The organism is Marinospirillum perlucidum (assembly GCF_003336805.1).
In the GTDB taxonomy this organism is placed as follows: domain Bacteria; phylum Pseudomonadota; class Gammaproteobacteria; order Pseudomonadales; family Halomonadaceae; genus Marinospirillum; species Marinospirillum perlucidum.
This window is the reverse complement of sequence record NZ_QFWJ01000001.1, coordinates 146,775-170,075: the sequence shown is the minus strand read 5'-3', so window position 1 is coordinate 170,075 and position 23,301 is coordinate 146,775. Positions and strand designations below refer to the sequence as shown.

24 protein-coding genes and 1 other RNA gene are annotated in these 23,301 nt (G+C 53.4%); 7 read left to right on the top strand and 18 right to left on the bottom strand.

Features of this window, described 5'->3' with window-relative positions; genetic code table 11:
- Nucleotides 1-15: 15 nt before the first annotated feature.
- A complete protein-coding gene (locus DFK18_RS00855) occupies nt 16-1,647 on the bottom strand; it encodes an acyl-CoA synthetase (protein ID WP_114416311.1) in 1,632 nt (543 codons plus the stop codon).
- 405 nt (nt 1,648-2,052) lie between these two features.
- On the opposite strand from DFK18_RS00855, the gene DFK18_RS00845 reads away from it, so the two are divergent.
- Nucleotides 2,053-2,526: a MaoC/PaaZ C-terminal domain-containing protein gene (locus DFK18_RS00845; protein ID WP_114416309.1), complete on the top strand. Its 474-nt coding sequence runs from the start codon at nt 2,053-2,055 to the stop codon at nt 2,524-2,526.
- Between the two features lie 203 nt (nt 2,527-2,729).
- Nucleotides 2,730-3,941, top strand: a complete 1,212-nt coding sequence (locus tag DFK18_RS00840; RefSeq protein ID WP_114416308.1) for an MFS transporter — start codon at nt 2,730-2,732, stop codon at nt 3,939-3,941.
- A gap of 18 nt (nt 3,942-3,959) precedes the next feature.
- Here the strand turns inward: DFK18_RS00840 and DFK18_RS00835 are convergent, their stop codons facing one another.
- From DFK18_RS00835 to dnaX, 13 genes are all read right to left on the bottom strand, one after another.
- On the bottom strand, nt 3,960-4,649 hold the full coding sequence (locus DFK18_RS00835) for a metallophosphoesterase (protein ID WP_114416307.1): 690 nt from the start codon (nt 4,647-4,649) through the stop codon (nt 3,960-3,962).
- Nucleotides 4,650-4,747: 98 nt separating this feature from the next.
- A complete protein-coding gene (locus DFK18_RS00830) occupies nt 4,748-5,923 on the bottom strand; it encodes a vWA domain-containing protein (RefSeq protein WP_114416306.1) in 1,176 nt (391 codons plus the stop codon).
- A gap of 160 nt (nt 5,924-6,083) precedes the next feature.
- Nucleotides 6,084-6,929 carry an AAA family ATPase gene (locus tag DFK18_RS00825; protein WP_114416305.1) on the bottom strand — a complete coding sequence of 282 codons (846 nt, stop codon included), beginning with the start codon at nt 6,927-6,929 and terminating at the stop codon, nt 6,084-6,086.
- An 85-nt stretch (nt 6,930-7,014) separates the two neighbouring features.
- Nucleotides 7,015-7,815 (bottom strand): class II glutamine amidotransferase, encoded by an 801-nt coding sequence (locus DFK18_RS00820; protein WP_114416304.1) that lies wholly within the window; start codon nt 7,813-7,815, stop codon nt 7,015-7,017.
- Between the two features lie 24 nt (nt 7,816-7,839).
- On the bottom strand, nt 7,840-9,825 hold the full coding sequence (locus tag DFK18_RS00815) for a VWA domain-containing protein (RefSeq protein ID WP_162299646.1): 1,986 nt from the start codon (nt 9,823-9,825) through the stop codon (nt 7,840-7,842).
- A 54-nt stretch (nt 9,826-9,879) separates the two neighbouring features.
- Nucleotides 9,880-10,542, bottom strand: a complete 663-nt coding sequence (locus tag DFK18_RS00810; RefSeq protein WP_114416302.1) for a YEATS-associated helix-containing protein — start codon at nt 10,540-10,542, stop codon at nt 9,880-9,882.
- A 27-nt stretch (nt 10,543-10,569) separates the two neighbouring features.
- Nucleotides 10,570-10,947 carry a hypothetical protein gene (locus tag DFK18_RS00805; RefSeq protein WP_114416301.1) on the bottom strand — a complete coding sequence of 126 codons (378 nt, stop codon included), beginning with the start codon at nt 10,945-10,947 and terminating at the stop codon, nt 10,570-10,572.
- A gap of 172 nt (nt 10,948-11,119) precedes the next feature.
- The gene (locus tag DFK18_RS00800; protein WP_114416300.1) at nt 11,120-11,563 is read right to left on the bottom strand and encodes a YcgN family cysteine cluster protein; all 444 of its coding nucleotides are present in this window, start codon (nt 11,561-11,563) and stop codon (nt 11,120-11,122) included.
- Complete coding sequence (locus tag DFK18_RS00795; RefSeq protein WP_114416299.1) at nt 11,563-11,850, bottom strand: YcgL domain-containing protein; 288 nt, start codon at nt 11,848-11,850, stop codon at nt 11,563-11,565. The genes DFK18_RS00800 and DFK18_RS00795 overlap by 1 nt, the downstream gene beginning before the upstream one ends.
- Nucleotides 11,847-12,986: a ribonuclease D gene (gene rnd / locus DFK18_RS00790; protein WP_114416298.1), complete on the bottom strand. Its 1,140-nt coding sequence runs from the start codon at nt 12,984-12,986 to the stop codon at nt 11,847-11,849. Before rnd ends, DFK18_RS00795 begins: the two co-directional genes overlap by 4 nt.
- A complete protein-coding gene (recR, locus tag DFK18_RS00785) occupies nt 12,986-13,597 on the bottom strand; it encodes a recombination mediator RecR (protein ID WP_114416297.1) in 612 nt (203 codons plus the stop codon). Before recR ends, rnd begins: the two co-directional genes overlap by 1 nt.
- A 9-nt stretch (nt 13,598-13,606) precedes the next feature.
- Nucleotides 13,607-13,939 carry a YbaB/EbfC family nucleoid-associated protein gene (locus DFK18_RS00780; RefSeq protein WP_114416296.1) on the bottom strand — a complete coding sequence of 111 codons (333 nt, stop codon included), beginning with the start codon at nt 13,937-13,939 and terminating at the stop codon, nt 13,607-13,609.
- A 26-nt stretch (nt 13,940-13,965) separates the two neighbouring features.
- A complete protein-coding gene (dnaX, locus tag DFK18_RS00775) occupies nt 13,966-15,738 on the bottom strand; it encodes a DNA polymerase III subunit gamma/tau (RefSeq protein ID WP_114416295.1) in 1,773 nt (590 codons plus the stop codon).
- A gap of 135 nt (nt 15,739-15,873) precedes the next feature.
- Between dnaX and DFK18_RS00770 the strand changes: the two genes are divergently transcribed.
- From DFK18_RS00770 to DFK18_RS00760, 3 genes are read left to right on the top strand one after another with little or no spacing between them, the layout of a single operon-like run.
- Nucleotides 15,874-16,500: a LysE family translocator gene (locus DFK18_RS00770; RefSeq protein ID WP_114416294.1), complete on the top strand. Its 627-nt coding sequence runs from the start codon at nt 15,874-15,876 to the stop codon at nt 16,498-16,500.
- 9 nt (nt 16,501-16,509) lie between these two features.
- Nucleotides 16,510-17,037, top strand: a complete 528-nt coding sequence (locus DFK18_RS00765) for a lipocalin family protein (RefSeq protein WP_114416293.1) — start codon at nt 16,510-16,512, stop codon at nt 17,035-17,037.
- Nucleotides 17,038-17,095: 58 nt separating this feature from the next.
- Nucleotides 17,096-17,482: a DUF2237 family protein gene (locus DFK18_RS00760; protein WP_114416292.1), complete on the top strand. Its 387-nt coding sequence runs from the start codon at nt 17,096-17,098 to the stop codon at nt 17,480-17,482.
- Between the two features lie 6 nt (nt 17,483-17,488).
- On the opposite strand, the gene DFK18_RS00755 is transcribed toward DFK18_RS00760, so the two are convergent.
- A complete protein-coding gene (locus tag DFK18_RS00755; RefSeq protein WP_114416291.1) occupies nt 17,489-18,721 on the bottom strand; it encodes a permease in 1,233 nt (410 codons plus the stop codon).
- Between the two features lie 305 nt (nt 18,722-19,026).
- Here DFK18_RS00755 and DFK18_RS00750 point away from each other — a divergent pair, with 305 nt between their 5' ends.
- Nucleotides 19,027-19,356: a hypothetical protein gene (locus tag DFK18_RS00750; RefSeq protein ID WP_114416290.1), complete on the top strand. Its 330-nt coding sequence runs from the start codon at nt 19,027-19,029 to the stop codon at nt 19,354-19,356.
- Between the two features lie 79 nt (nt 19,357-19,435).
- Here the strand turns inward: DFK18_RS00750 and katG are convergent, their stop codons facing one another.
- Together katG and DFK18_RS00740 are read right to left on the bottom strand one after the other, a co-directional pair.
- Complete coding sequence (gene katG, locus DFK18_RS00745) at nt 19,436-21,661, bottom strand: catalase/peroxidase HPI (RefSeq protein WP_178006165.1); 2,226 nt, start codon at nt 21,659-21,661, stop codon at nt 19,436-19,438.
- Nucleotides 21,662-21,855: 194 nt separating this feature from the next.
- Entirely contained in the window at nt 21,856-22,497 is a 642-nt protein-coding gene (locus DFK18_RS00740; protein ID WP_114416289.1) for a class I SAM-dependent methyltransferase, read from the bottom strand.
- A 206-nt stretch (nt 22,498-22,703) separates the two neighbouring features.
- On the opposite strand from DFK18_RS00740, the gene DFK18_RS00735 reads away from it, so the two are divergent.
- The gene (locus tag DFK18_RS00735; protein ID WP_114416288.1) at nt 22,704-22,991 is read left to right on the top strand and encodes a hypothetical protein; all 288 of its coding nucleotides are present in this window, start codon (nt 22,704-22,706) and stop codon (nt 22,989-22,991) included.
- Between the two features lie 76 nt (nt 22,992-23,067).
- Here DFK18_RS00735 and ffs read toward each other — a convergent pair.
- An RNA gene (ffs, locus tag DFK18_RS00730) (signal recognition particle sRNA small type) lies at nt 23,068-23,164 on the bottom strand.
- Nucleotides 23,165-23,301: the final 137 nt, after the last annotated feature.

Below are 23,301 nucleotides of genomic sequence, written 5' to 3'. Positions count from 1 at the left end.
CCTCAAGGTTAAAGATCAGAGGCTTTTGACCTGGTCACGCAGGACAAACTTCTGGATCTTGCCCGTAGAGGTTTTTGGCAATTCACCAAAGACAATCGTCTTGGGCGCTTTGAAATGAGCCATGTTATCGCGACAGAAGGCGATAATTTCCTCTTCGCTCACCTGGCTACCGGCCTTGAGGTTGATAAAGGCACAGGGGGTTTCGCCCCACTTCTCATCCGGACGGGCCACTACGGCGGCTTCCGATACAGCAGGATGCCGGTAAAGAACATCCTCCACCTCGATCGAGGAGATGTTTTCGCCACCGGAAATAATCACGTCCTTGGAGCGATCCTTGATCTCGATATAGCCATCGGGATGCCACACCGCCAGGTCACCGGAATGGAACCAGCCACCTTCGAAGGATTCTTCGGTAGCCCGAGGATTCTTCAGATAACCTTTCATCACCAGGTTACCGCGCATAAAGATCTCACCCATGGTTTTACCATCCTGGGGAACCGGTTCCAGCGTTTCCGGATCGGCGATCATCAGGCCTTCCTGCATGGGTGATTTAACACCCTGGCGGGCTTTCAGACGCGCTCTCTCCGAGAGGGTCTTCTCATCCCACTCATCATGCCAGGCACAAACCACGCAAGGACCATAGGTTTCCGTCAGACCATAAACATGAGTCACGCTAAAGCCCATGTTTTCCATGCCTTCAATAACGGCTGCGGGGGGCGCAGCACCAGCGGTCATCACCTTGACCTGATGCTCGATGCCTTCTTTCAGTTGGGCATCAGCATTGTTGAGCATGTTGAGTACAATCGGAGCACCACAGAAGTGATTGACCTGCTGCTCTTTGATGGCTGCATAAATATCATCCGCACGCACATGACGCAGGCTGACGCTGGTACCCACGGTAGCTGCCAGGGTCCAGGGGAAACACCAACCATTGCAGTGGAACATGGGCAGGGTCCACAGATAAACGGGGTGCTCACCCATATTCCAGGAAACGGCATTGGAAACCGCATTCAGGTAAGCACCGCGGTGATGGTAAACCACCCCCTTGGGGTTACCGGTGGTGCCGGAGGTATAGTTCAAGGTAATGGCATCCCACTCATCGGCAGGCATGACATAATCAAAGCTGTCATCACCAGTGGCCAGGAAGGCTTCATAATCCATTTCCCCGATCAGTTCGCCACCTTCAAAGAAGGGGTCGTCAATATCGATGACGCGAGGACGCTGGGCACCCAGCATTTTGACGGCACGCGAAGCCACTTCGGAAAATTCACGATCAACAAAAAGAATCTTGGTTTCGGCGTGCTGCAGAATAAAGGAAATGGCTTCAGCATCCAGACGCGTGTTAATAGCGTTAAGAACTGCACCTGACATGGGCACGCCAAAGTGGGCTTCAAACAGGGCATAGATGTTGGGTGACAGGAAAGAAACCGTATCCCCTTTGCCCAGGCCGGTTTTATCCAAGGCTGAGGCCAGGCGTACGCAGCGGCTGTAGGTTTCCTGCCAGGTTTTGGTCTGGCCATGGTGAATCTGGGCAACACGCTGAGGATAAACGCTGGCAGCGCGTTGCAGGTAGGAAATGGGTGTCAGGGCGGCAAAGTTGGCAGCGTTACGCTCCAAACCCATGTCATAAATATTGGTGTGCTGCATAGAAGGGCCTCTTATCTATTTCTGATGAGTAGTTTTTCAGAAGCAATACGGCTAGTGTAAAAAATTTACATGGCACCTATTTAGCCTTATGCTGCAGTGCAAAAACATACGACTCTTGTCGTATTGTCAGATGCAGGCAAGGGATTTTTATAGTGATCTCTTATCACCTTATCGTGTTGGTTTACCAGTCTGAAGAGCTGGCCAGGTCAGTGATCGACTCCTTGACAGCGACCCAAACCCGAGCAAGCGCTCGACTGGCTTCTCATGATGCCAAGAGTTACCATCTTCTGCCAAGAGACCTGCATCAAAAAAGCAGGCAGAGGATGCAAAAGCACCAGCAAGGCCCGGGCTGGCCTCTGGCCCTTAAAGCAAGCCGTTATCTGCAATCCAAAAAAAGGAAAAACCATGAGCAAACTTGAAAACCGCCCCTACGACACCCTCAAGGAAGGCGACAGTGCTACCTTTGAAAAAACGCTGACTGAAAAGGAGCTGGTTCTTTTTGCCGCTGTATCCGGTGATGTCAACCCGGTACATCTGGACGCTGAATTTGCCAAAACCAGCATGTTCGGTGAACGAATTGCCCACGGCATGTGGTCCGGCTCCCTGATCTCGGCTGCCCTGGCCACTACCCTGCCAGGACCCGGCACCATCTATCTGGGCCAGGATTTAAGTTTCCGCCGCCCGGTCAAGCTCAATGACACCCTGACCGTGACGCTGACCGTAAAAGAAAAGCAGGATGCCAAGAAGATCGTTGTGATTGACTGCCTGGTCACCAACCAGAAAGATGAAAAGGTTGTCACGGGCACCGCCAAGGTGATTGCGCCTTCTGAAAAAGTGGAACTGGAAGCCCCCCAACTGCCTGAAATTAAAATCGGTTAATTACCCTCCTACTAGGGACCCTCTGATCAACGTGATGAGCGCAGGTTAGGCAAGACGAAATTGAACGAAAAAGCGGAGTTTACAAGTAGTAAATGAGCATTTTGAGGCCAATTTCAACACAGCATAAGCAAGCGTAATAGTTAATCAGAGGTTTCCTAGCTCCCGGGCCTTGCCCGGGGCTTTTCTCACCGCCTGGGGTCAGCATGTCTAACCCACCCGCCAGAAACTACCGGCAACTACTGCTGAACCATCCCGGAATGCTGGGATTAGCCTTTCTTGCCATTTTTACCGGCAACCTGGGGCAAAGTTTCTTTATCGGCCTCTTTCAGGCTCCTATCAGTGAGCGCTTGAACCTGAGCGCCGGTGAGTTTGGCAGTATTTATTCAGCAGTTACCCTGCTCAGTGGTTTTCTGGTTCTGAAACTGGGGCCCAGTATTGATTGGGTTGCCCCCAGACGCTATGCACTGCTGGTACTGAGCGGTCTTCTCGCCGGCAGCCTCTTACTGACCCTGGCGCCCTGGTGGGACTGGGCTCTGCTAGGCCTGGGCATGGTGCGTCTCTGTGGTCAGGGGCTTTTAACCCATATGGGCTCGACTTTGGCCGGACGTGAATTCACTCAGAATCGGGGGCGCGCTCTGGGTCTGGTCACCCTGGGCATGCCGCTGGGCGAAATCATCCTGCCCCCGATTCTTGCCCTGCTTCTGGTGATTGTGGGCTGGCAAACGGCTTGGTGGTTCCTCCTCGGGCTTCTTGCCCTTTTCTGGCTAGCGGTCTGGTTCCGGGTCAACTGGCCAAGCGCACCCCAGCAGCCACCAGCACGCGGCAGTCGCCCCCAGGGCCCCAATCCGCTTAAGGAAACCCGCTTTTGGCTATTGCTGCCCCTGCTGCTGGCCATCCCCATTATCATGACCGGTATTTTCATTTATCAGGCTTCTATGACTGAAGACCTGGAAGCCGGTACCACGACCTACGCACTGGCTTTGACAGCCATGGGGCTGGCACGTTTTCCGGGATCTTTGCTGGGTGGCCGCTGGATTGATCACTGGGGCGTGACTCGCCTGGCCCGCTTCTACCTCTTGCCTTTTATACTTGGTTTGGCTGCTGCTGCCAGCTTTCAGGGTGACGTGGGGATTTGGCTATTAATGCTGGGTAGCGGGCTTTCCATGGGGATGCAGGGCCCGATTCTGGATAGCCTGCTGGTGCACCTCTGGGGCAGCCAACACCTGGGCCGGGTACGCTCGGTCAAATCCGCCTGCATGGTTTTTTCCACCGGCTTGACCCCGGCTTTGCTGGGCTGGCTACTGGATACCGGTGTACACTTCCAGACTTTGCTGGTGTGGATGTGCCTGGGTTCCATCCTCGCGCTTCTCGTGGCCTTAAAGCCGATTCAGCAAGCGGCCAATCTCCCCAGCTAAACAGTTACTTCTTCAAACTCAGGGTTCCAGAAGTTCTTGGGTGCTTACCAGGGTCAAATACCCGCCCTGATGGATGGCACAGACGCCAGTTTCCAGGTAACAGACATTACCCAGCCGTGTCGGTCGCTCCACCAGGGTATGGCCACAGGCAACTCGATCGATATGGGCAACGGGGTGGGTCAATTCCTGACGTAAACGGTTTCGGCACGTGGTCAGGGCCTCAATCAGATCAGAATCGGCCTCTTCTGCCCTGAATCGCAAATGATCCCAGTCATCTTCGGGCACCTCAGCATGCACCAGGCCGAGCCGGTAATCGCCCAGGGGAATTTCCAGAGCCAGGGGCATGTGAGTCAAAATCAGTTCAGCGGCTTCCTGCAACTGGGCCGGAGTTACTTCAAGGCTCCAGCGCCCACCATTGGCCAACCAAATGCGACGAGCTTCCAGATCACCCTGGAGACTGCGTAAAAGAAAACGCTCATGATTTCCCTGAACAGAAAAAAACCAGGGCTGGTGCAGCAAATTCAGGCAGAGCAGCGAATCCGGACCACGATCTATCAGATCTCCGACCGCAAAAAGCCGATCCTGCTGAGGATTAAAGTCAACCCTCGCCAAGGCTTCTTCCAGCGACTGAAAATAGCCGTGCAAATCACCGACAACAAAATCCCGCCCCCGGGTGTTTTCTGGCACTAGGTCCAACACGCGCGTCATCTATCCGGTTACCTCTCAAGGCAGAAACGAAAAGCTTCTGCTGAGTCTTTATTCAAGCAGCTTATCAGCTGTAACACTAATGGAATTTTGCAACCGGCTTATTTCACCAGTTCGCGCATGGCGGCATCCAAGCCTTCCAGGGTCAGGGGGTACATGCGGTCATCTAGCAACTGGCGCAGCATGCCTATAGATTGGGTGTATTCCCAGTATTGACGGGGAACCGGATTCAACCAGACGACCTTATCCCAGTTGGAAGTTACCCGTTTGATCCAGGTCTGGCCCGGCTCTTCATTGAAATGCTCGACACTTCCGCCCGGCATGGCAACCTCATAGGGGGACATAGAGGCATCGCCGACAAAGATCACCTTATAGTCAGCAGCATACTTGTGGATCAGATCCATCGTCGGAGTCCGCTCGTTAAAGCGGCGGCGGTTGTCCTTCCACACGGATTCATAGAGGCAGTTATGAAAGTAGAAATGTTCCAGGTGCTTGAACTCGGTACGACAAGCGGTAAAGAGTTCTTCCAGCATTTCGATATGGTCGTCCATGGAGCCACCAATATCCAACAGCAGAAGCACCTTCACCGAATTGTGCTTTTCGCGCACCATCTTCAAATCCAGCTGACCGGCATTGCGCGCCGTGGCACGAATGGTCCCTTCCAGGTCCAGCTCTTCATTCGCACCGGTACGGGCAAACTGGCGCAGACGTTTTAAAGCCACCTGAATATTGCGATTGCTCAGGCTTTGCGAGTCATCCAGGTTGCGAAATTCCCGCTTTTCCCAGACTTTCACGGCTCGACGATTGCGGGATTCGCCCCCCACCCGGATACCTTCAGGATGATAACCACCGTGACCGAAAGGAGAAGTACCCCCGGTGCCCACCCATTTATTGCCCCCGGCATGGCGTTTTTCCTGCTCCTCCAGGCGCTTTTTGAACTCCTCCATGAGCTTGTCCAGGCTACCCAGACTCTTGATCTTCTTCTTGTCTTCTTCGCTCAGATATTTTTCAAAAGTCTGGCGTAACCAGTCATCAGGAATCACCTTTTCCAGTAACTCATCCAGGCTGCCAATGCCTTGAAAATAGCTGGAAAAAGCCAGATCAAAGCGGTCATAGAATTTTTCATCCTTGACCAGACAGGTGCGTGCCAGCAGATAAAAATCTTCCATATCGGCAAACGCCAGGTCTGCCTCCAGGGCACGAATCAAATCCAGCAGTTCGCGCGGCGTTGCGGGGACGCCGGCAGCTCGCACTTCCTGAAAAAAATCGATCAACATACAAACACCATAACAGGGGCAAAAGGCTAGATCACCATCACCCAGCCAAGGCTAACAACACCGGGCAACAAAACAGGCCTAAGCTTTAAGGCCACCAGTAAACAGCCCGGCGTTTTACAAAAGCAGTCAGGGTCAAAACCCCCTGCGCCCTACAGCTGGATTAGCGGTTCTGGCGTCGCATCATAAAGGCCAGGCGTTCCAGTAGACTGGTGTCCTGTTCGTTTTTTACCAGGGCACCGCATAGCGGTGGCACGGCGCTGGCTGAGTCCTTTTCCAGCAGGACTTCGCGGGCCAGATCATCGGCCATCAGCAATTTGATCCAGTCCACCAATTCTGAAGTACTGGGTTTTTTCTTGAGGCCGGGCACTTCGCGCAGGTCGTAAAAGACTTCCAGAGCTTTTTCCACCAGTTTTTTCTGGACATCGGGAAAGTGCACTTCAACGATCTGCTTCATGGTGTCTGGGTCGGGGAAGCGGATATAGTGAAAGAAACAGCGGCGCAGGAAGGCATCCGGCAGTTCTTTTTCATTATTGGAGGTGATGATGACCAAAGGGCGCTGATGGGCCTTTATGGTTTCCTGAGTCTCGTAAACGTAAAACTCCATGCGGTCGAGTTCGAGCAGCAGATCGTTGGGGAATTCAATATCCGCCTTATCAATCTCGTCAATCAGCAGTACCGCTGGCTTATCACTGGTAAAGGCTTCCCAGAGCTTACCGGGCACGATGTAGTTGCTGATGTCATGAACCTTGTCCGTACCCAATTGGGAATCACGTAGACGGGAAACGGCATCATACTCGTAAAGGCCTTGCTGGGCCTTGGTGGTGGATTTGATATGCCAGGTGATCAGCGGCATATCCAGAGCGGCTGCAACTTCTTCCGCAAGCAGGGTCTTGCCGGTACCTGGCTCCCCCTTGATCAGCAAAGGGCGCTGCAGGGTGGAGGCCGCATTGACCGCAACCTGAAGTTCATCTGTAGCAACATAATTTTGGGAACCGGTAAATTGCATAGTGCTCTCTTTAATCTTTGCAGAAAGGAGGAAGAAAAGCTTTTGAGTCTACTCCGGGCGGAGGCGAGTCTCAAATTCTGGAAGCTCAGTTGGAAGCTGCAGCGTGACTGGTGCGTTCTGCGACCACCTCACCCTCTTCAAAAACCACCAGCTCGCCCGGCTGCATGATGTGCCAGGTTTCATTGGAAGTCAGGGGTTCGGTCGCCAGGACACTGACCACATCCTTGGGCGTGGTACAGGCGGCAAAATCGATCTCCAGCTCGGTATCCTTGAGGAGGGCCGGGCCGAAGGGGGCCCTACGGGTGATATGCGCCAGCTTGGTCGAACAGTAAGCATAAAGATACTGGCCGTCGGAGAACAAGAGGTTAAAAACCCCCAGGCTCCGCAGTTTTTCACAGGATTGATGGATCAGCTCCTGCATGGCTACAGGGTTTTCAGGGGGTTGGGGAAACTGACGCCTGATTTCACCCAAAAGCCAGCAGAAGGCCCATTCACTATCAGTACTACCCACCGGCAGGTAAAAACTCAAGGGTAGCTGTTCACGGAAATTGGCCAGCTGACCATTGTGCGCATAGCACCAATGGCGGCCCCAGAGTTCACGTGAGAAGGGATGGGTATTACTCAGATTAACGCCACCGACATTGGCCTGACGGATATGGCTGATGACGATATGGCTCTTGATCGGGTACTCCAGCATCAGTCGAGCCAGTGGTGACTGAATAGAGGGTTGCGGATCCTTGAACTCGCGATAGCCCTGATCTTCGTAGAAGGCTACGCCCCAGCCGTCACGGTGAGGGCCAGTGGCCCCACCGCGGCGGAAGAAGCCCGCCATACTGAAGGTCATATCCGTGGGTACATTGGCACTCATACCCAGAAGTTCACACATGGAATCCGCTACCTCTTATGCCTGTTAGCGACCCAGGTCTTCATCCAGATCGAATTCCAGATCGTCGAGCTCAGGAACTTCTTCCTCGTCATCATGGGTTTGCGCATCATGACGCGCCCGACGTCTCTTGATAAAACGGCGGTACATCAGGAAGGCGATCAGGAAAAGCAGGATATTGGCGACACCCAGGGCGATATAAACCCAGAGCATGCGTGGATCATCCCAGCTCTCGATGGGCGAGAAATTCAGTCCCAGCAGACCTGCCTCTTCGTCTGTGGCTTCTTCTTCCTGAGATACTGGCATCTCCTCTTCAGGTGCTTGTTCCTGCGTGGTTTCCTGCTCAGCACCCTGGTTGCTACCCCCGGCGACCGGATTGGGAATCACCGGACTGGGAACAACTTGAGGTGCAGGATTGGGAATCACTTCCGGCTCGGCAACTTCGTTGTCTTCTACCGGCGTTGTTTCAGGACGGTCATCAGCACGAACGCTGCCTTCTTCCAGTTGCAGCGGCGGCAATTGAATACTGAAATTCTTGCCCTGCAAACGCCCCTGGGCATCCACTTCAATGCGGTATTCGCGCCCAGGCTGCAGATTAGTCAAATTCACCTGCCATTCACCATCACCGCGATAATTCAAGGACTGGGGATCACCATTGGCCAGAACCCGGAAATCAATGGAATCAGGATTCAGATCGGGATGCTGAGCACGCAAGACAACACGAGGTGCGCCACCATCTTCAGGTAACTGTAAGCTGGCCGCCACAACATCCTGAACATTAAAGCTATGGGTCACCTGGCGCTGGAAGGTATGGCCATCAATCAGAACCGTTAGCTGCTGCTCACCCAGGCGATCAAAGTCATCCACGGTCACCTGAAATTCATACTCTGCTTCGGCAAAGTCCATCGGGGTTTCGCGCAGCAGCTGGCCATCCTGAGCGTGACGGGCACTGGCATCCAGCAGACGCAGGAATTCGCGTCGGTCAATTTTTTGACCTTCTTCGGTAAACCAGGCCGTCAGGGTTTGTTCCTCATCGGAAAAACCGCGATAAACAGTAGCGGGGAAATCACTGGTATGCAGCTCCAGATCCGAGACCACCGTCACCCGGTTATCCGGATGCTCCGGTGTTTCTATCTGCCATTCCCCGGCTTCAGGATCCATTACCGTAATCAGCGTGTAGCGGGCATTGTCATGCCAGTTCAAGGCCGCATTACGGCTAGCCTTATCGAAACGCTCACCAGCGGGTGTCTGCAAAACCACTTCAGCACCTGGTTGATGGAATACCAGCGCAGTAAATTCATTGATCAGCGGGTCAATCGAGAAGCGATTGCCTTCCAGAGGAACCTGATCCGAATCCAGCAGGCGGTTCAGGATCTGTAGCAGCAAGGGCATGAGGTCGTCAGCTTCATAGGCGACGGCATGAAGTCCTCCACTGCGTTGGGCCAGGGTTGCCATTAAGTCCTGGTCGGCTTCATCAGACAAGGCCAGCGTATGGATGGTAAAACCGGCATCGACCAGACGCGGCAGGCGTTCACGAAGCAGGTGGTCCCGGGAAGCCTGGTTTTCAGCAGACCGCTCTTCCTGGGTTGCTGCCGTAGAAACATCGACCAAGCCATCGGACAGCAGGATCAAGTGCCTGTCCGTGCCCTCGGCATCCTCCCACCCAGCATCCCAGGTTGTGGTTTCCAGGGCTTCATCAATATTGGTATAAAGGCCGACGGAGTTGATTTGTTCCAGCTGCCGTCTGGCCTGGCGCCGCCAGGCTTCAGTAACCGGATCATGATCCACCAGCATGTTAACTTGGGAGGCAAAGGTCCAGAGCCCTGCTTGTGTCTGCTCTGGCAAGAGATCAACCAACATTTTTGCCGCAGGTATGCGCAGATTATTAGGGTCGGTCCGCTTCATACTGCCGGAAATATCAACCACCACCCGCACATCCTTCTGGGCCAAAACGGCCTGGCTTCCCAGAAGACTAAAAAAGATCAGAGCAAGCAGTAAGTATATTTTTTTCATTTTATTCCATCCAGGCATCACTTCCCCCTGCCAATACCCAAGCGCAGAGAAGGTTTACAGACTGGCTTCCGCCAGACGACGACCACGTTCGGACAAATGCCAACGCAGGCCCCATTCAGAATTCACTTTACCCGCCAGGCCTTTGCCAGCAAGGATCTGCAAGGATTTCATTACATCCTGTTCGGGCATATCCAGCTCGCTCAGTAGGCTCTCCTGAGTACGGAAAATATAGCGGCCGGTTCCCAATGCCTTGAGTACCTGGGTCGCAGCTACGTCCAGGCTATCCATAACTTCCTGTTCTTCTTCTCGGGTTCCTTCCATCTCGGTTTCGGTTTCAATCAGCGGTTGCAGACTTACCTGAAGATGACGAACCTGAGCCTGAAGTTTTTCAACTTCTTGCTTGGCCGCTTCCGCAGCTTTGCGAGTACGATCGCTATCGTTGGTCACCACCACCCGTGAAGCTATCGCCGCAATCAGGCAAAGGCCGGTGTAGATCAGCAACTGGCCGGGATCAGCCTGGCTTTCGGTGATGATGCTACTACCGATCAAATCCAGCACTACAGGAACCAGGAAGGCAGCACCCACGCCGACCACGACACTTCTCAGCATGCCTGTAGTGTCTTTGTTATCCTGGTTAAGCAGATAGTAGTTGATCAAACCGCCGAATATACCAGCGATCAACATAACCAGAGTTAAAACAATTACAAATCCGACCATGATACTTTTTCCTGTTTCTAGGCTATTTTAGTTTGTTTGCTCGTTTTCTGGGGTGTCTTCCTGAGACTGCCGGGCTTCCTGACGCGTCAGGTATAAACGATAGAGACGGCCCCAGACATAGGCCAGGGGCCAGGCCGCAACCAGAGCTACCAGCAAGGGAACCGCTTTTTGTATCCAGACATCCCTGGGCACAGACATGAGAATATCCAGCACGATCACGATAAATGCCGGTGCCAGGGCCGTTTCATTGACCGCTGCCGGCACCACCAGAATGGCCAACTGGGTCAAGAAAACACCGCACTTTAAGGTAAAGGGCAACCAATAGAGTAGCTTCCAGCTGGCCAGCAGCAAAAGAAAGCTACAGATCAGGTAGGCGATCCAGCTGAGGAGTACAAGACTGTCCATGATTAATCGTTTCGTGTTTACTCAAATTAAGTTAGTTTGCTCATACTAGAGATCTAGGCCCCATAAGAAAAGAAACAGGGTGTAATCTTTGTATTTTTATGGGGTTAAAGAGCCCGGGATCAACATCATGAATGCATGATCACTTGCAGCGCTTTCGTTTACCCCTGGTTTCTTAAAGCTCTACCCAATTGATAATTCTTTCTTCCAGATCGGCATCGTCCGGCAAATCAGCTTCGCTGATGACTTTTTGCTGCACGCTAATTCCCGCCAGACGCATGGCCTCCTCCTGGCGGGTAATCAACGGATGCCAGAAGGGTAACGGCTGATTTTCATGCCTCAGACGATAGGCACAAGTTCGAGGCAGGTATTGATAAACCTCCTCACCCTCTTCACGAATCGACATGCAATCGGGAACCTGAGCCAATCTTCCCGAATAATCCCGGCAACGACAAGTAGCTGGATCAAACAAATGACAGGCCACATCAGTATAGTAAACCTGATCATCCTCCTCATCCTGAAGCTTATGCAGACAACAGCGCCCGCAGCCGTCACACAGAGCCTCCCATTCCTGAGTGGTCAGCTCCGAAAGCGGTAGCGTCCAGAATTCTTCCCGCATCAGTAACGCGACTCCGTGGGAGCACGATAGAGATCCAACAAATACTCTTCACGGGCAGGCGGCATTTGCAAATAATAGCCTTTGCTCATCAAAGCCAGGCAGACATCCTTGGCTTCAGCACGCGCCAGTTTTTTGGCCGGCGTCAACAGGAGGGTCATCACGGCTTGCGGCTGACCAAAATACTCCAGCAGCTCCTCAGGAACCTCTTTCATTCCCTTTTGCTTGTCGATGTACAAATACATTTCATCCCGTCTGGGACTACGAAAAACTTCTGTGAGTACTTTCATGCTTCTTTAACCTGAAGTTGATCCAGCGCTGCCTTGAGATAGGGCTGACGCCAGCTGGGGCTCCGGGGGTCGACTTGAGGAGCCAGGTCCGTTAAGAGTGCCTGTAGCCAGGCATCCTGTTGTTTTCTACGTGCCAGAATTTCCTGGGGAATGTCCAGATGTTCAGCCTGCTCGGCCAGGGCCTGGCGCAGCTTTTTCCGGGCAGCCTTGTATTCACGGGTAATAGGAGACACCCTGACCTCGGGCAAATCATCATCCGCAACAGCCTGAGCTTGCTGAATCACAGCCAGAACGTCTTGACCATAACGCTTGACCCAGCCGGGCGAGGCATCGCGTAGACTGGCCAGCTCAGCCGGGTGCCCGGGCTGACGCTGAGCCAGGGTCAACAAGAGTGCATCACTGGCGATGCGGCTTCGGGGGCGATCCTTGTCTCGGGCGGTTAGCTCCCGCCACTCTGCCAGGGCCTGAAGAATCGCCAACTGACGCGCATCCAGTTGCCAGGCCTGCTTGAATTTCAGCCAGGCTTCTTCCGGTAACTGCTGACCTGCATCATCTACCAGCCACTGACCTTCCTGGTAAACCGCATCCAGCCAGAGACTGTCCTGCAAAAGAATCTTGAGCCGCTGCCAGACCGGCAGCAGGTATTCAACATCTTGAGCTGCATATTTTTTCTGAGAGGCGGTCAGAGGGCGCTGCAGCCAGTCGGATCGGGTTTCCCCCTTTTCCAGTTGCAAACCCAAGAGCTCTTCCACCAGCCGCTGGTAACCCATGCCGGTATCTTTGAGCGCAAAGGCTGCGGCCACCTGGGTATCCACCAGCGGCTGAGGCAGCACACCCAGCCAGTGATAAAGCATTTCCAGGTCTTCCGAGCAGCTGTGAAAAATTTTTAAGGGGCCGCTGCTCAACAAGTTTTTCAGCGGCTGTAAAGCCTTCAGCGACAATACATCCAGTAGGTAACAAGCCTGGCCATCCCCGACCTGAAGCAATGCAGGGCGCGGGTAAAAGGTATCTGTGCGGATAAACTCGGTATCCATGGCCAGTTCATCCAGCTGTTGCCAGCGAGTACAGAGATCAGCCAACTGCTCATCCTGATCGACCCAGATATGGGGTAAGGCTTCTTGCAAATTAGAAGGCATTATTGATTTTCCCGGTTAAAACCCAGACGCCCGGCAAAAGCACGTGAAAGGGTGCCGCCATCCAGATATTCCAATTCGCCGCCCAAGGGGATTCCCTGGGCCAGATGGGTGACCTTTACTGCTCGTGATGACAGGAGTTCAGCCAGATACTGGGCCGTGGTTTCGCCTTCCAGGGTAGGATTAGTCGCCAGAATGATTTCCTCCACCGGTTCTGCGTCGAGTTTACTCAGCAGTTCGTCGAACCCCAGATCCTCCGGACCGATTCCCTCCAGAGGAGACAGATGACCCAGCAAAACAAAATACTGGCCGTCATAGGCACCGGTTTGTTCCAGAGCCAGCATATCTGCCGGGGTCTCCACCACACAAAGCACCGAGGACTTGCGCTTGCCGCTGGCACAGATGGCACAGAGCTCCTCTTCGGTCAGGGTTCGGCAGCTACGGCAGTGACCCACTTCCTGCATGGAACGGCCCAGCACTTCGGCCAGACGCTCACCACCGGAGCGATCCCTTTCCAGCAGGTGAAGTGCCATTCGCTGGGCACTCTTGGGACCCACCCCGGGCAAACAGCGCAGGGCCTCTATCATTTCTTCGATCAGGGGGCTGAATTGCATGACCTGGGCTTAAAAAGGCATCTTGAAGCCGGGAGGCAAGGGCATGCCGGCCGTGAGTTCTTTCATTTTTTCCTGGCTGGCGGTTTCCACCTTGCGTACGGCATCATTCACCGCTGCCGCCAGCAGGTCTTCCAGCATTTCCTTGTCTTCTTCCATGACACTGGGGTCAATTTCCACTTTGCGAACATCATGGCGACCGGTCATGGTCACCTTGACCATGCCTGCACCAGCCTGGCCTTCAGCAGTTGCATTGGCGGCTTCTTCCTGCAGTTTCTGCATTTTTTCCTGCATTTCCTGGGCTTGCTTCATCATTTTGCCCATATCACCCATACCTTTAAACATGCTTGCGTCTCCTGAATTAACGGCTATCAATGAAGTCTATTTTCCTGCAATTCACTTGCAGAAACAACGCTCTCGGGATTTACACTGACCCCAAAGCGAGCTTTTAACTCCTGCACCTGGGGATGATTATCAAGCTGCTCCAGCAGTCTGGCCTGCTCGGCCTGACGCAGCCTTTCCCGACGCTGGGAAAAATTATCCAATTGTGGATTTTCGTGAGCTTCAAAAACCAGTTCCAAGGCCTCGCCTAGCAAGCCGGTTAGCTGTTCATGAAGCTGATCGCGAAACCCCTGATCCAGCAATGCCATGGCTTTCGGGCTAGCCACAAAAATCAGCCTTTGTCCCTGGCGCTCCCAGAGACAAAGATTACGTGCCTGGGAGGCAGCATAACCACTTAATGCCAACTGAGGAAAAAGCGCCAGCCAATCCTCGTTGTTGTTCAAACCTCCGCTGCTGGCTGCTGGCTCAGCTGGCACCTGGGTAACCGCTGAGGGAGGCGGTTCAGGATTAGGCACAACCGCTGGCGGCTCTACTTGAGGTTCAGGTGCAGCCAAAGGCGCTGCTAGTGGCGGCTGACTGGAAGCAACGGGGGGCTCTTGCGGTGCCGGGCTTTCAACCTCTACCCCCTGAGCAGCCGCTGCTTCCAGGGCTTGCGACTCAGGGGGCCGGGGCTTTGGGGGCGAAGCCGCTAGCTCGGTTTCCGGCAAATCGGGAATCCCCTGGGGCCGGAAGGCCAGCATTCGCAACAGGGTCATTTCCAAGCCGGTGCGTGGATCCGGTGCCAGCGGTAAATCCCGCCGTCCTTCAATAGCCAGCTGGTAAAACAGCTGTACCTCTTCAGCCGTGGTTCCTGCTGCCAGTTCCTGCAGCTTGGCCTGCTGTTGGCTGTTACCTGGCAAGGCTTCAGGCACCAGCTGCGCCAGAGTCAATTGGTGCAGCAAACTCGACAAGTCTTCCAACACAGCACTGAAATCAGGGGCCTGTTCGGCCAACCGGCCCACTACCTGCATCAAAGCGGCGGCGTCCTGATTGACCAGGGATTCCAGCAATTCCATGATATGGCGATGATCGAGCACGCCCAGCATTTCTGCCACCTGGGCAGCATCCAGCTGGCCCTGACCAAAAGCCACCGCCTGATCGGTCAGGCTCAAGGCATCACGCATGGAGCCATCCGCCGCCCGGCCCAGCAGCCAGAGGGCCGCTTCTTCATAGGTCACACCTTCCTGCTGCAAAATATTCTGCAGATGCTCCACCACCCGCTCCGGTGGCATATTCTTGAGCTGAAATTGCAGGCAGCGGGATAATACCGTGACCGGCAGCTTTTGCGGATCGGTCGTTGCCAGCAGGAATTTGACGTGGGGAGGCGGTTCTTCCAGGGTTTTCAACAGAGCATTGAAACTGTGGCTGGAGAGCATGTGCACCTCGTCAATCAGGTACACCTTGAAGCGTCCACGGGTGGGCGAATACTGGACGTTATCCAGCAGCTCCCGGGTATCTTCCACCTTGGTCCGACTGGCTGCATCCACTTCAATCAAGTCGACAAAGCGCCCGGCATCGATTTCCTGGCAGGAAGAGCAGACACCACAGGGCTGGCTGCTGACCCCCTCTTCACAGTTAAGGCATTTGGCCAGAATACGTGCCAGGGTGGTTTTGCCCACCCCGCGCGTGCCGGTAAATAGATAGGCATGGTGGATACGGTCGGTATCCAAGGCATTGATCAAGGCCTTGCTGACATGATCCTGGCCGATTAACTGATGAAAATTCTTGGGACGCCATTTACGCGCCAGCACCTGATAACTCATGGAGATTCCGCGGCTGCTAAAGAAGCTTAAAGGCGCAAGGATAACATGAAGCCGAACAATAACCGAAAAGAGCAAGGGCCTGACGAGCGGCTTTTTCCTGTAAACTGGCTTTTTGGATACTCAAGGGAAGCAATGATGTCACTGGAAACCTGGATTGCCTTTTTTCTGGCCTGCCTTTTGATCAGCCTGACACCGGGAGCCGGTGCCCTGGCCTCAATGACTTCGGGGATGAACTATGGTTTTCGTACCGGCTACTGGAATGCTCTGGGCCTGCAACTGGCCCTGGTGGTTCAGGTGGCTCTGGTCGCTGCTGGCCTGGGTGCCCTGCTGGCCGCATCGGAAATGGCCTTTACCCTGATCAAATGGTGCGGCGTCGCCTACCTGGCCTACCTGGGCTGGAAACAGTGGTCGAGCCCACCCGCAGCCCTGTCCGAAGAGAAGCAAACCGCCTCGCAACCTCCCATTTCTGGATTGATTCTGCGTGGATTTCTGGTCAATGCCAGTAACCCCAAGGCGATTATTTTTATTCTCGCCATCCTGCCCCAGTTTCTTGATCCGGCTCGTCCCCTGCTGGAACAATACCTCCTGATGCTGGCGACCATGACCGCAGTGGATCTACTGGTAATGGCTGGCTACACCGGACTGGCGGCCAAAGTCCTGCGCCTACTGCGTCAGCCCAGTCACCAGATCTGGATGAACCGGGCTTTTGGTGGCACCTTCATGGGTGCAGCTCTGTTAATGAGCCGTGTCCAACGTGACTAGGAGATTCTAATGCCCATTCGAGCACTACTCGCCTCCTGCCTACTAGCCGCTCTGTTAACTGGCTGTACCGGCATACCTGAAGGCGTCCAGCCGGTTGAGCCCTTCAGAATTGATGCCTACCTGGGACGCTGGTATGAAATTGCCCGCCTGGATCATTCCTTTGAAGAAGGCTTGAGCCAGGTGACTGCTGACTACTCCCTACAGGATGATGGCAGCATCCGGGTGGTCAATCGCGGTTTCAATGACCAAACCGGGGAGTGGGAAGAAGCCGTCGGCAAGGCCTATCCGGTTGACGACCCCACTCGCGGCCACCTGAAGGTTTCCTTTTTTGGACCCTTCTATGCCAGCTATGTGATTTTTGAGCTGGGTGAAAACTATGACTACGCCTATGTTTCCGGGCCGGACAAGGATTACCTCTGGCTTTTAGCCCGCAGCTCCCAGGTCACCCCGGAGCGTCTGAACGACTTTCGTCAGCAAGCGCAAGCAGCCGGTTTCAACTTGCAGGAACTGCTTGTTGTCGAACACCCTGAAAACTAGGCGAAAGGCTAAGTTTGACCTAAGCTGAAAGGCTAATTCCTCAACAATCAAGGCTCTCATGAAATCTGAACAGACCCGCAATGTCCTGGGTGGCCTGCTGCAACCCTGCAGCTTTGATACTCAAACCGGTTTTTTCCGCGATGGCTACTGCCACACCTGTACCGAAGACATTGGCATGCATACGGTTTGTGCCCAGGTTACCGAGGAGTTCCTCAACTTCAGCCGGGAAAGAGGCAATGATCTCAGTACGCCACGCCTGGAAATGGGGTTTCCGGGCCTGGCACCCGGTGATCGCTGGTGTTTGTGTGCCCTGCGTTGGGAAGAAGCCCGTCAGGCTGGTGTGGCTCCTCCGGTCTGCCTGGAAAGCACCCATGAACTCACCTTAAAGATCCTGTCTTTAAAACACCTCAAGGCGCATGCCTGCTCTCCCGGCAGATCCTCCTGAGTCCTGTTACCCCACCAGAGCGATCAACAGACCTGCAGCCAACCAGATGGCAGCGGCACCCGCAACCAGCTGCAGGATTCTATCGGTCAAGGAAACACTGCCATGATGGTGATGGTGGTGCTCATGACCTGCTGCTTTTTTGGCTTTCCATGCCTGCCAGCCCAGAAGGCCACTAAAGGCCAGAAAAATCAGGTTCAGGAAAAAACCGGTATTAATAGCAAACTTATCCCTTTGCATGAGCTGCCCTTGAAGATCGCTTGAAGGCAAAAGATCCAGAAAGGCAAAGCTGTAGTGAAGCACGAGAGAAGCGGCCACCAAGCAGGTTAACAAGAGCACCAAAATATACAAAGCCAGCTTCCAGCCATAATAGCGGGCATTGATTCTCAGGATGGGCAGAACGACCAGGTCAGAAAAAATAAAAGCCATCACCCCGGCAAAGCTGACGCCCTGATCAAACAGAAGCGCGGCCAGCGGGATATTGCCCATGGAGCCGATAAAAGTAAAAAAAGCAGCGACTGGACCGATCAGTGTTTGTGCCAAAACGGCACCAAAGCCCGGATTTTGTGCCTGCTCACCGCCCGAACCGATAAACAGGGTTTCAAAAAAGGCATCAGGAACAAAAGCCGCAATAACCCCAGCCACGGTAAAACCGATCAAGACATCCTTCCACACCATCTGCCATTCCATGACGTACTTCTTACCGATCTGCTGCCAGCCAGTGGAGGAGAAGAGTTTCTGCTTCCAGTTCTGGCTTTCCTTTTCATCTTCCTGATGCTCTTTTGCCAGCCGCTGACGTGCTTCTTTAATCAACTGATCCGGCCGGGTCCAGGCTACAAACAGCCAGGCAAAAATAATCAACAACAGCCCACCGATATATTCACCCACGACAAATTGCCAGCTCAGAAACAGGGCTATCACAATGCCGAGCTCCACCACCAGATTGGTCGAAGCCAACAAAAAGGCCAGAGATGGCACCAGACCGGCACCTCGCTGAAAGAGGGCACGAGTGCCGGAAAGCGCAGCAAAACTGCAGGAACTGGAAATAAAACCAAAAAAGGTTCCCAGAGATATACTCTTAAACCCGGTGTCCCCCATCATTTTCTGCATGCGCGAGCGAGTGACCAGCACCTGTATCAAACTGGAGATCAGGTAGCCCAGGGCAAAAGCCCAGAGCGCCATCCAGAAAAAACCCAGACTGGTCAGTGCCGCTTCACTCCAAGCATCCAAAAAATAATTCATCAGTAACTCTCCCCAATTTGAGTCAATGACAAAGCATTCATAATCGGCCTGTGCCTATCTAGTGAAGGCTAGCCAAGCAAGCTGATTTCCACCAAGACCAGGTCAGCTCACCCCAGCAATAGCACTGGACAAGCAATCTTCACGTTCCTCGCACTTCAATTACTTTCAGGGCCTAATCAACTCACTTCCATCTAAATAAAAGATTTTTTATCAAATAAAAATTGATCCTAAGCCTATAAAAATGATCAAAATTTCATATAATAAGAATTCAACTAAACAGAACTTAACATCATGAGGATAAGATCATGCGCGCCAAGCATCTTGCGGTTTTCCTGTTTACCCTGCTCTTTGCAGTCGCTGTTCAGGCCAGGGATTACTATGTCGATATAACCAACAACACCGGTTATACCATCATGTACGTCTACGTCAGCCCATCTGATGCAGAGACTTGGGAAGAAGATGTACTGGGCAACGATATCCTCCCCAACGGTAACACCCAACGGGTTAATCTGCGTGGCTACAAGAGCCCTCTATTCGACATCAAGCTGGTGGATGAAGACGGCGATAGCTACACCTATTGGAATGTCGATGTCTCCCGCCGCGACATTAATGCCACGCTGAGTGATCTGGACTAATCTCCCGACTTTAGCGCCAGGCCGTATATAAAAAAACGGTGCTCCTTGGAGCACCGTTTTTTTGTTCCCTCTTCAGTCTTCAGTCTGCCAAATCAAAGCGGTCGGCATTCATCACCTTGTTCCAGGCATCCACAAAATCCTTGACAAATTGCCAACCGGCATCGTCCTGTGCATAGGCTTCAGACAAGGCTCTTAGCTGGGAATTGGACCCGAATACCAGATCCACACGGGTTGCCGTCCAGCGAGGCTGACTTTCACCCTGCACATAGCCTTCGTAAATATCCTCTTCCTTTTCTGAAGGCTTCCATTCAACCTCCATGTCCATCAGGTTGGTGAAGAAATCTGGATTAAGGGTTCCCGGCCGCGAAGTCAGCACACCATGACGTGAACCACCATGGTTGGCTCCCAGGCTACGCATCCCCCCGACCAGGACCGTCATTTCCGGGGCGCTCAGGTTGAGCAACTGCGCTTTATCCAGAAGCATCTCTTCGTCCGCCACGGTAAATTTGGTTCGCCGGTAATTGCGGAAACCATCCGCTTCGGGCTTGAGATATTCAAAGGAGTCATTATCGGTCTGGCCTGGCTCGGCATCCGTACGCCCGGGGTAGAAGGGCACCTCCACCGGGTAGCCAGCATCAGCCGAGGCTTTTTCCAAAGCAGCCGCCCCACCCAGAACGATCAAATCGGCCAGCGAGACTTTCTTGTCGCCATACTGGGAGGCATTAAAGTCGGATTGAATATCTTCCAGACAATGCAGGACCTTATCCAACTGTTCCGGCTCATTGGCTTCCCAATCCTTCTGAGGAGCCAGGCGGATACGGGCACCATTGGCACCGCCACGTTTGTCCGAATTACGGAAAGTAGAGGCCGAGCACCAGGCCGTAGCCACCAACTCGGGAACAGAGAGACCCGAATCCAGAATCCGTTGTTTCAGCTGTTTGGCATCCTGTTTGTCGATCAATAGATGATCCACTGCAGGAACCGGGTCCTGCCAGATCAAATCCTCGTCAGGCACTTCCGGTCCCAAATAGCGGGATTTAGGCCCCAGGTCGCGGTGAGTCAACTTGAACCAGGCACGAGCAAAGGCATCAGCAAACTCTTCCGGGTTCTTGTGAAAGTATTCGGAAATACGGCGATATTCAGGATCTTCGCGCATGGCCATATCCGCCGTGGTCATCATGATGCCCACTTTTTGCGAGGCATCCTCGGCATCCGGCGCCTTGTCTTCATCGGCTAGATTCTTGGGAACCCACTGCCAGGCACCAGCCGGACTCTTGGTCAACTCCCAGTCGTATTTGAAGAGGACATCAAAATAGGTCATATCCCACTGGGTGGGTGTGGGTGTCCAGGAACCTTCAAGGCCACTGGTAATGGTATCTCGTCCCTTACCGCTACCGTGACTGCTTTTCCAGCCTAGCCCCATCTGCTCCAGGGGGGCAGCTTCTGGCTCAGGACCCACCAGTTCGGCATCTCCGGCACCATGCACCTTGCCAAAGGTATGCCCGCCAGCGGTCAGAGCAACGGTTTCATAATCGTCCATGGCCATGCGCTTGAAGGTTTCGCGAATATCCCTGGCAGAAGCCAAGGGGTCAGGTTCACCGTCCGGCCCTTCGGGGTTCACGTAAATCAGACCCATTTGTACAGCGGCCAGGGGTTCTTCCAGTTCACGGTCTCCTGAGTAGCGGCTTTTGGGCTGGTCACTGGTGGCTAACCATTCCTCTTCGGCCCCCCAGTAGATGTCTTCTTCCGGAGCCCAGATATCATCACGGCCACCGGCAAAACCAAAGGTTTTCAGACCCATGCTTTCTAGCGCTACGTTACCGGCCAGAATATAGAGATCCGCCCAGGTTAGCTGATTGCCGTATTTTTTCTTGATCGGCCAGAGCAGCCGACGGGCTTTATCCAGGTTGGCGTTATCCGGCCAGGAGTTAATGGGCGCAAAGCGCTGGTTACCGGTAGAGGCACCACCGCGACCATCAGCGGTACGGTAGGTACCCGCCGAGTGCCAGGCCATACGAATCATAAAGGGGCCATAGTGACCATAGTCGGCAGGCCACCAGGACTTGGAGGCCGTCATCAACTCCGCCAGATCTTTCTTAACAGCTTTCAAATCCAGCTTTTTAAAGGCCTCAGCATAATTGAAGTCAGCCCCACGCGGATCAGCTTTTGAGGAATGTTGGTGCAAAATACCCAGATTCAGCTGTTCCGGCCACCAGTCCTGAGCACTACCACCGCCAACCTGTTTCTGGGTACGGCTACCATGCATTACCGGGCAACCCCCTGCTGCAGCTTGTTGCGAGCTCATAAAACCTCCTTCAAGCCTTGAGTGTGAAATTGAAAGTATTCGAATTGCCAGCAGACATTTCTTGATTACTAGTTATAGCTGCCAATCAAGAATTAAGAAAATCAACCTTTTTAATGAGATTGATAACAACTAACAATTGCTCAATATTTTTCTTGCGATCACTACTTAAGACCTGAAGGTGATACGGCTTTACTTCAAGGGTTGGAATCCAGTTGTGGTAGATAGCGGCTGCCTGGTGGCTGTTTTTGGGCGACCAGTTGAACCACGGCACCCTCGCCCGTATGCAAATGGCCTTCATGCAGAGGCCGGATTTTTTCAACTGCATGCAGAAAACTCATATCCTGCAGGTAGTCCCGCAATTCGGCCAGGGTAAACATCATATCCTCAGAGGGAGGACCACCAGTACCCCGACCCAACTGATCCGGTGTATAGCCTTCCAGCAGCAAGAGACCGTCATTTTTCAAGGCAGCCATCAGGCGGGCATAGAGGGGTTTACGAACAGCTGAAGGGGTATGGGCGAAGATCATGACGATGGCATCGTAATAGTCTTCTTCCGGTTCATAGCTGGCCAAATCGGCCTGGTGATCACGAATACTTACCCCAAACTCTTCAGCTAGAGACAAGGCTTTATCCAGACCGACCCGGGACAAATCCACAGCGGTCACCTCATGACCCAATCTGGCCAGATACACGGCATTGCGGCCTTCCCCTTCTGCCACACAGAGAATCCGGGCAGGCGCATTCAGGGAATACAACTCATCCAGCTGTTCAACCAGAAATTCATTGGGTTCACGACCATAAGCATAGTCTTCACCGGCGTAGCGTTCATCCCACATTCATCAATACCCCTGTCATGAGCAAGTCCAGTTATTCATCCTAGTAGGCACAGACTAGAGGTAAAGGCGGGGAGTTTCCAGCGGCAAAAGGCCGCTAAACCCCAGCAAGCACAGAAGCTAAGTGGACAACCGGTCAATGACAGGCCTCTAAAATACATCTAGACTGCCTGAGTTCCCACAAGCACTATTCAGGAAAATAATTTCGCATGATGCACACCCTCTATCTAGGCTCGCCCCAGGGCAAGGCTTTTACTCAGGATGAACGCCAAAGCATCATTACAATCACGAGCCGCTATTTCGATGGTTTTACCCTGCTTGATGCCGAGGGTTACTATCAGGGTCGACCCGTAACAACCCTCCTGGTCAAGGTGGCGACCGCAGAAAGTAAAGACGTCGAAGCACTGGCCTTGGCTTTAGGTAAAGCCATGCGACAAAAAGAGGTGGCGATCGAACAGGGAAGCAGCTTTACAGCCATCAAAACAAGGGATGACTAAAGCTTAATTCGACGGGGTATCCACAAGGCCAGGCCGCTCGCTGCAAAGGTTTTACAGGAGCTGAAATGGAGATGGCCCCTGCCAGCCACATCCCGGCACACACATCCATCGCTACCGTTGCTCCCTTCCGGGCCTGGCGGGGTTCACGATTTCGTGTTGCGGGAGGACCAACAGGGGCCACCACAGAACTCGTTGGGCTTGCCCCAACTGAGGCGTGCATACTAGCAGCCTCTACCGAAGCAGGCAAGCAAAAATGTAAAAATCAAAGCCAATACAAGGGCTTGCTGGGTTATACTGATGAGATTAACCG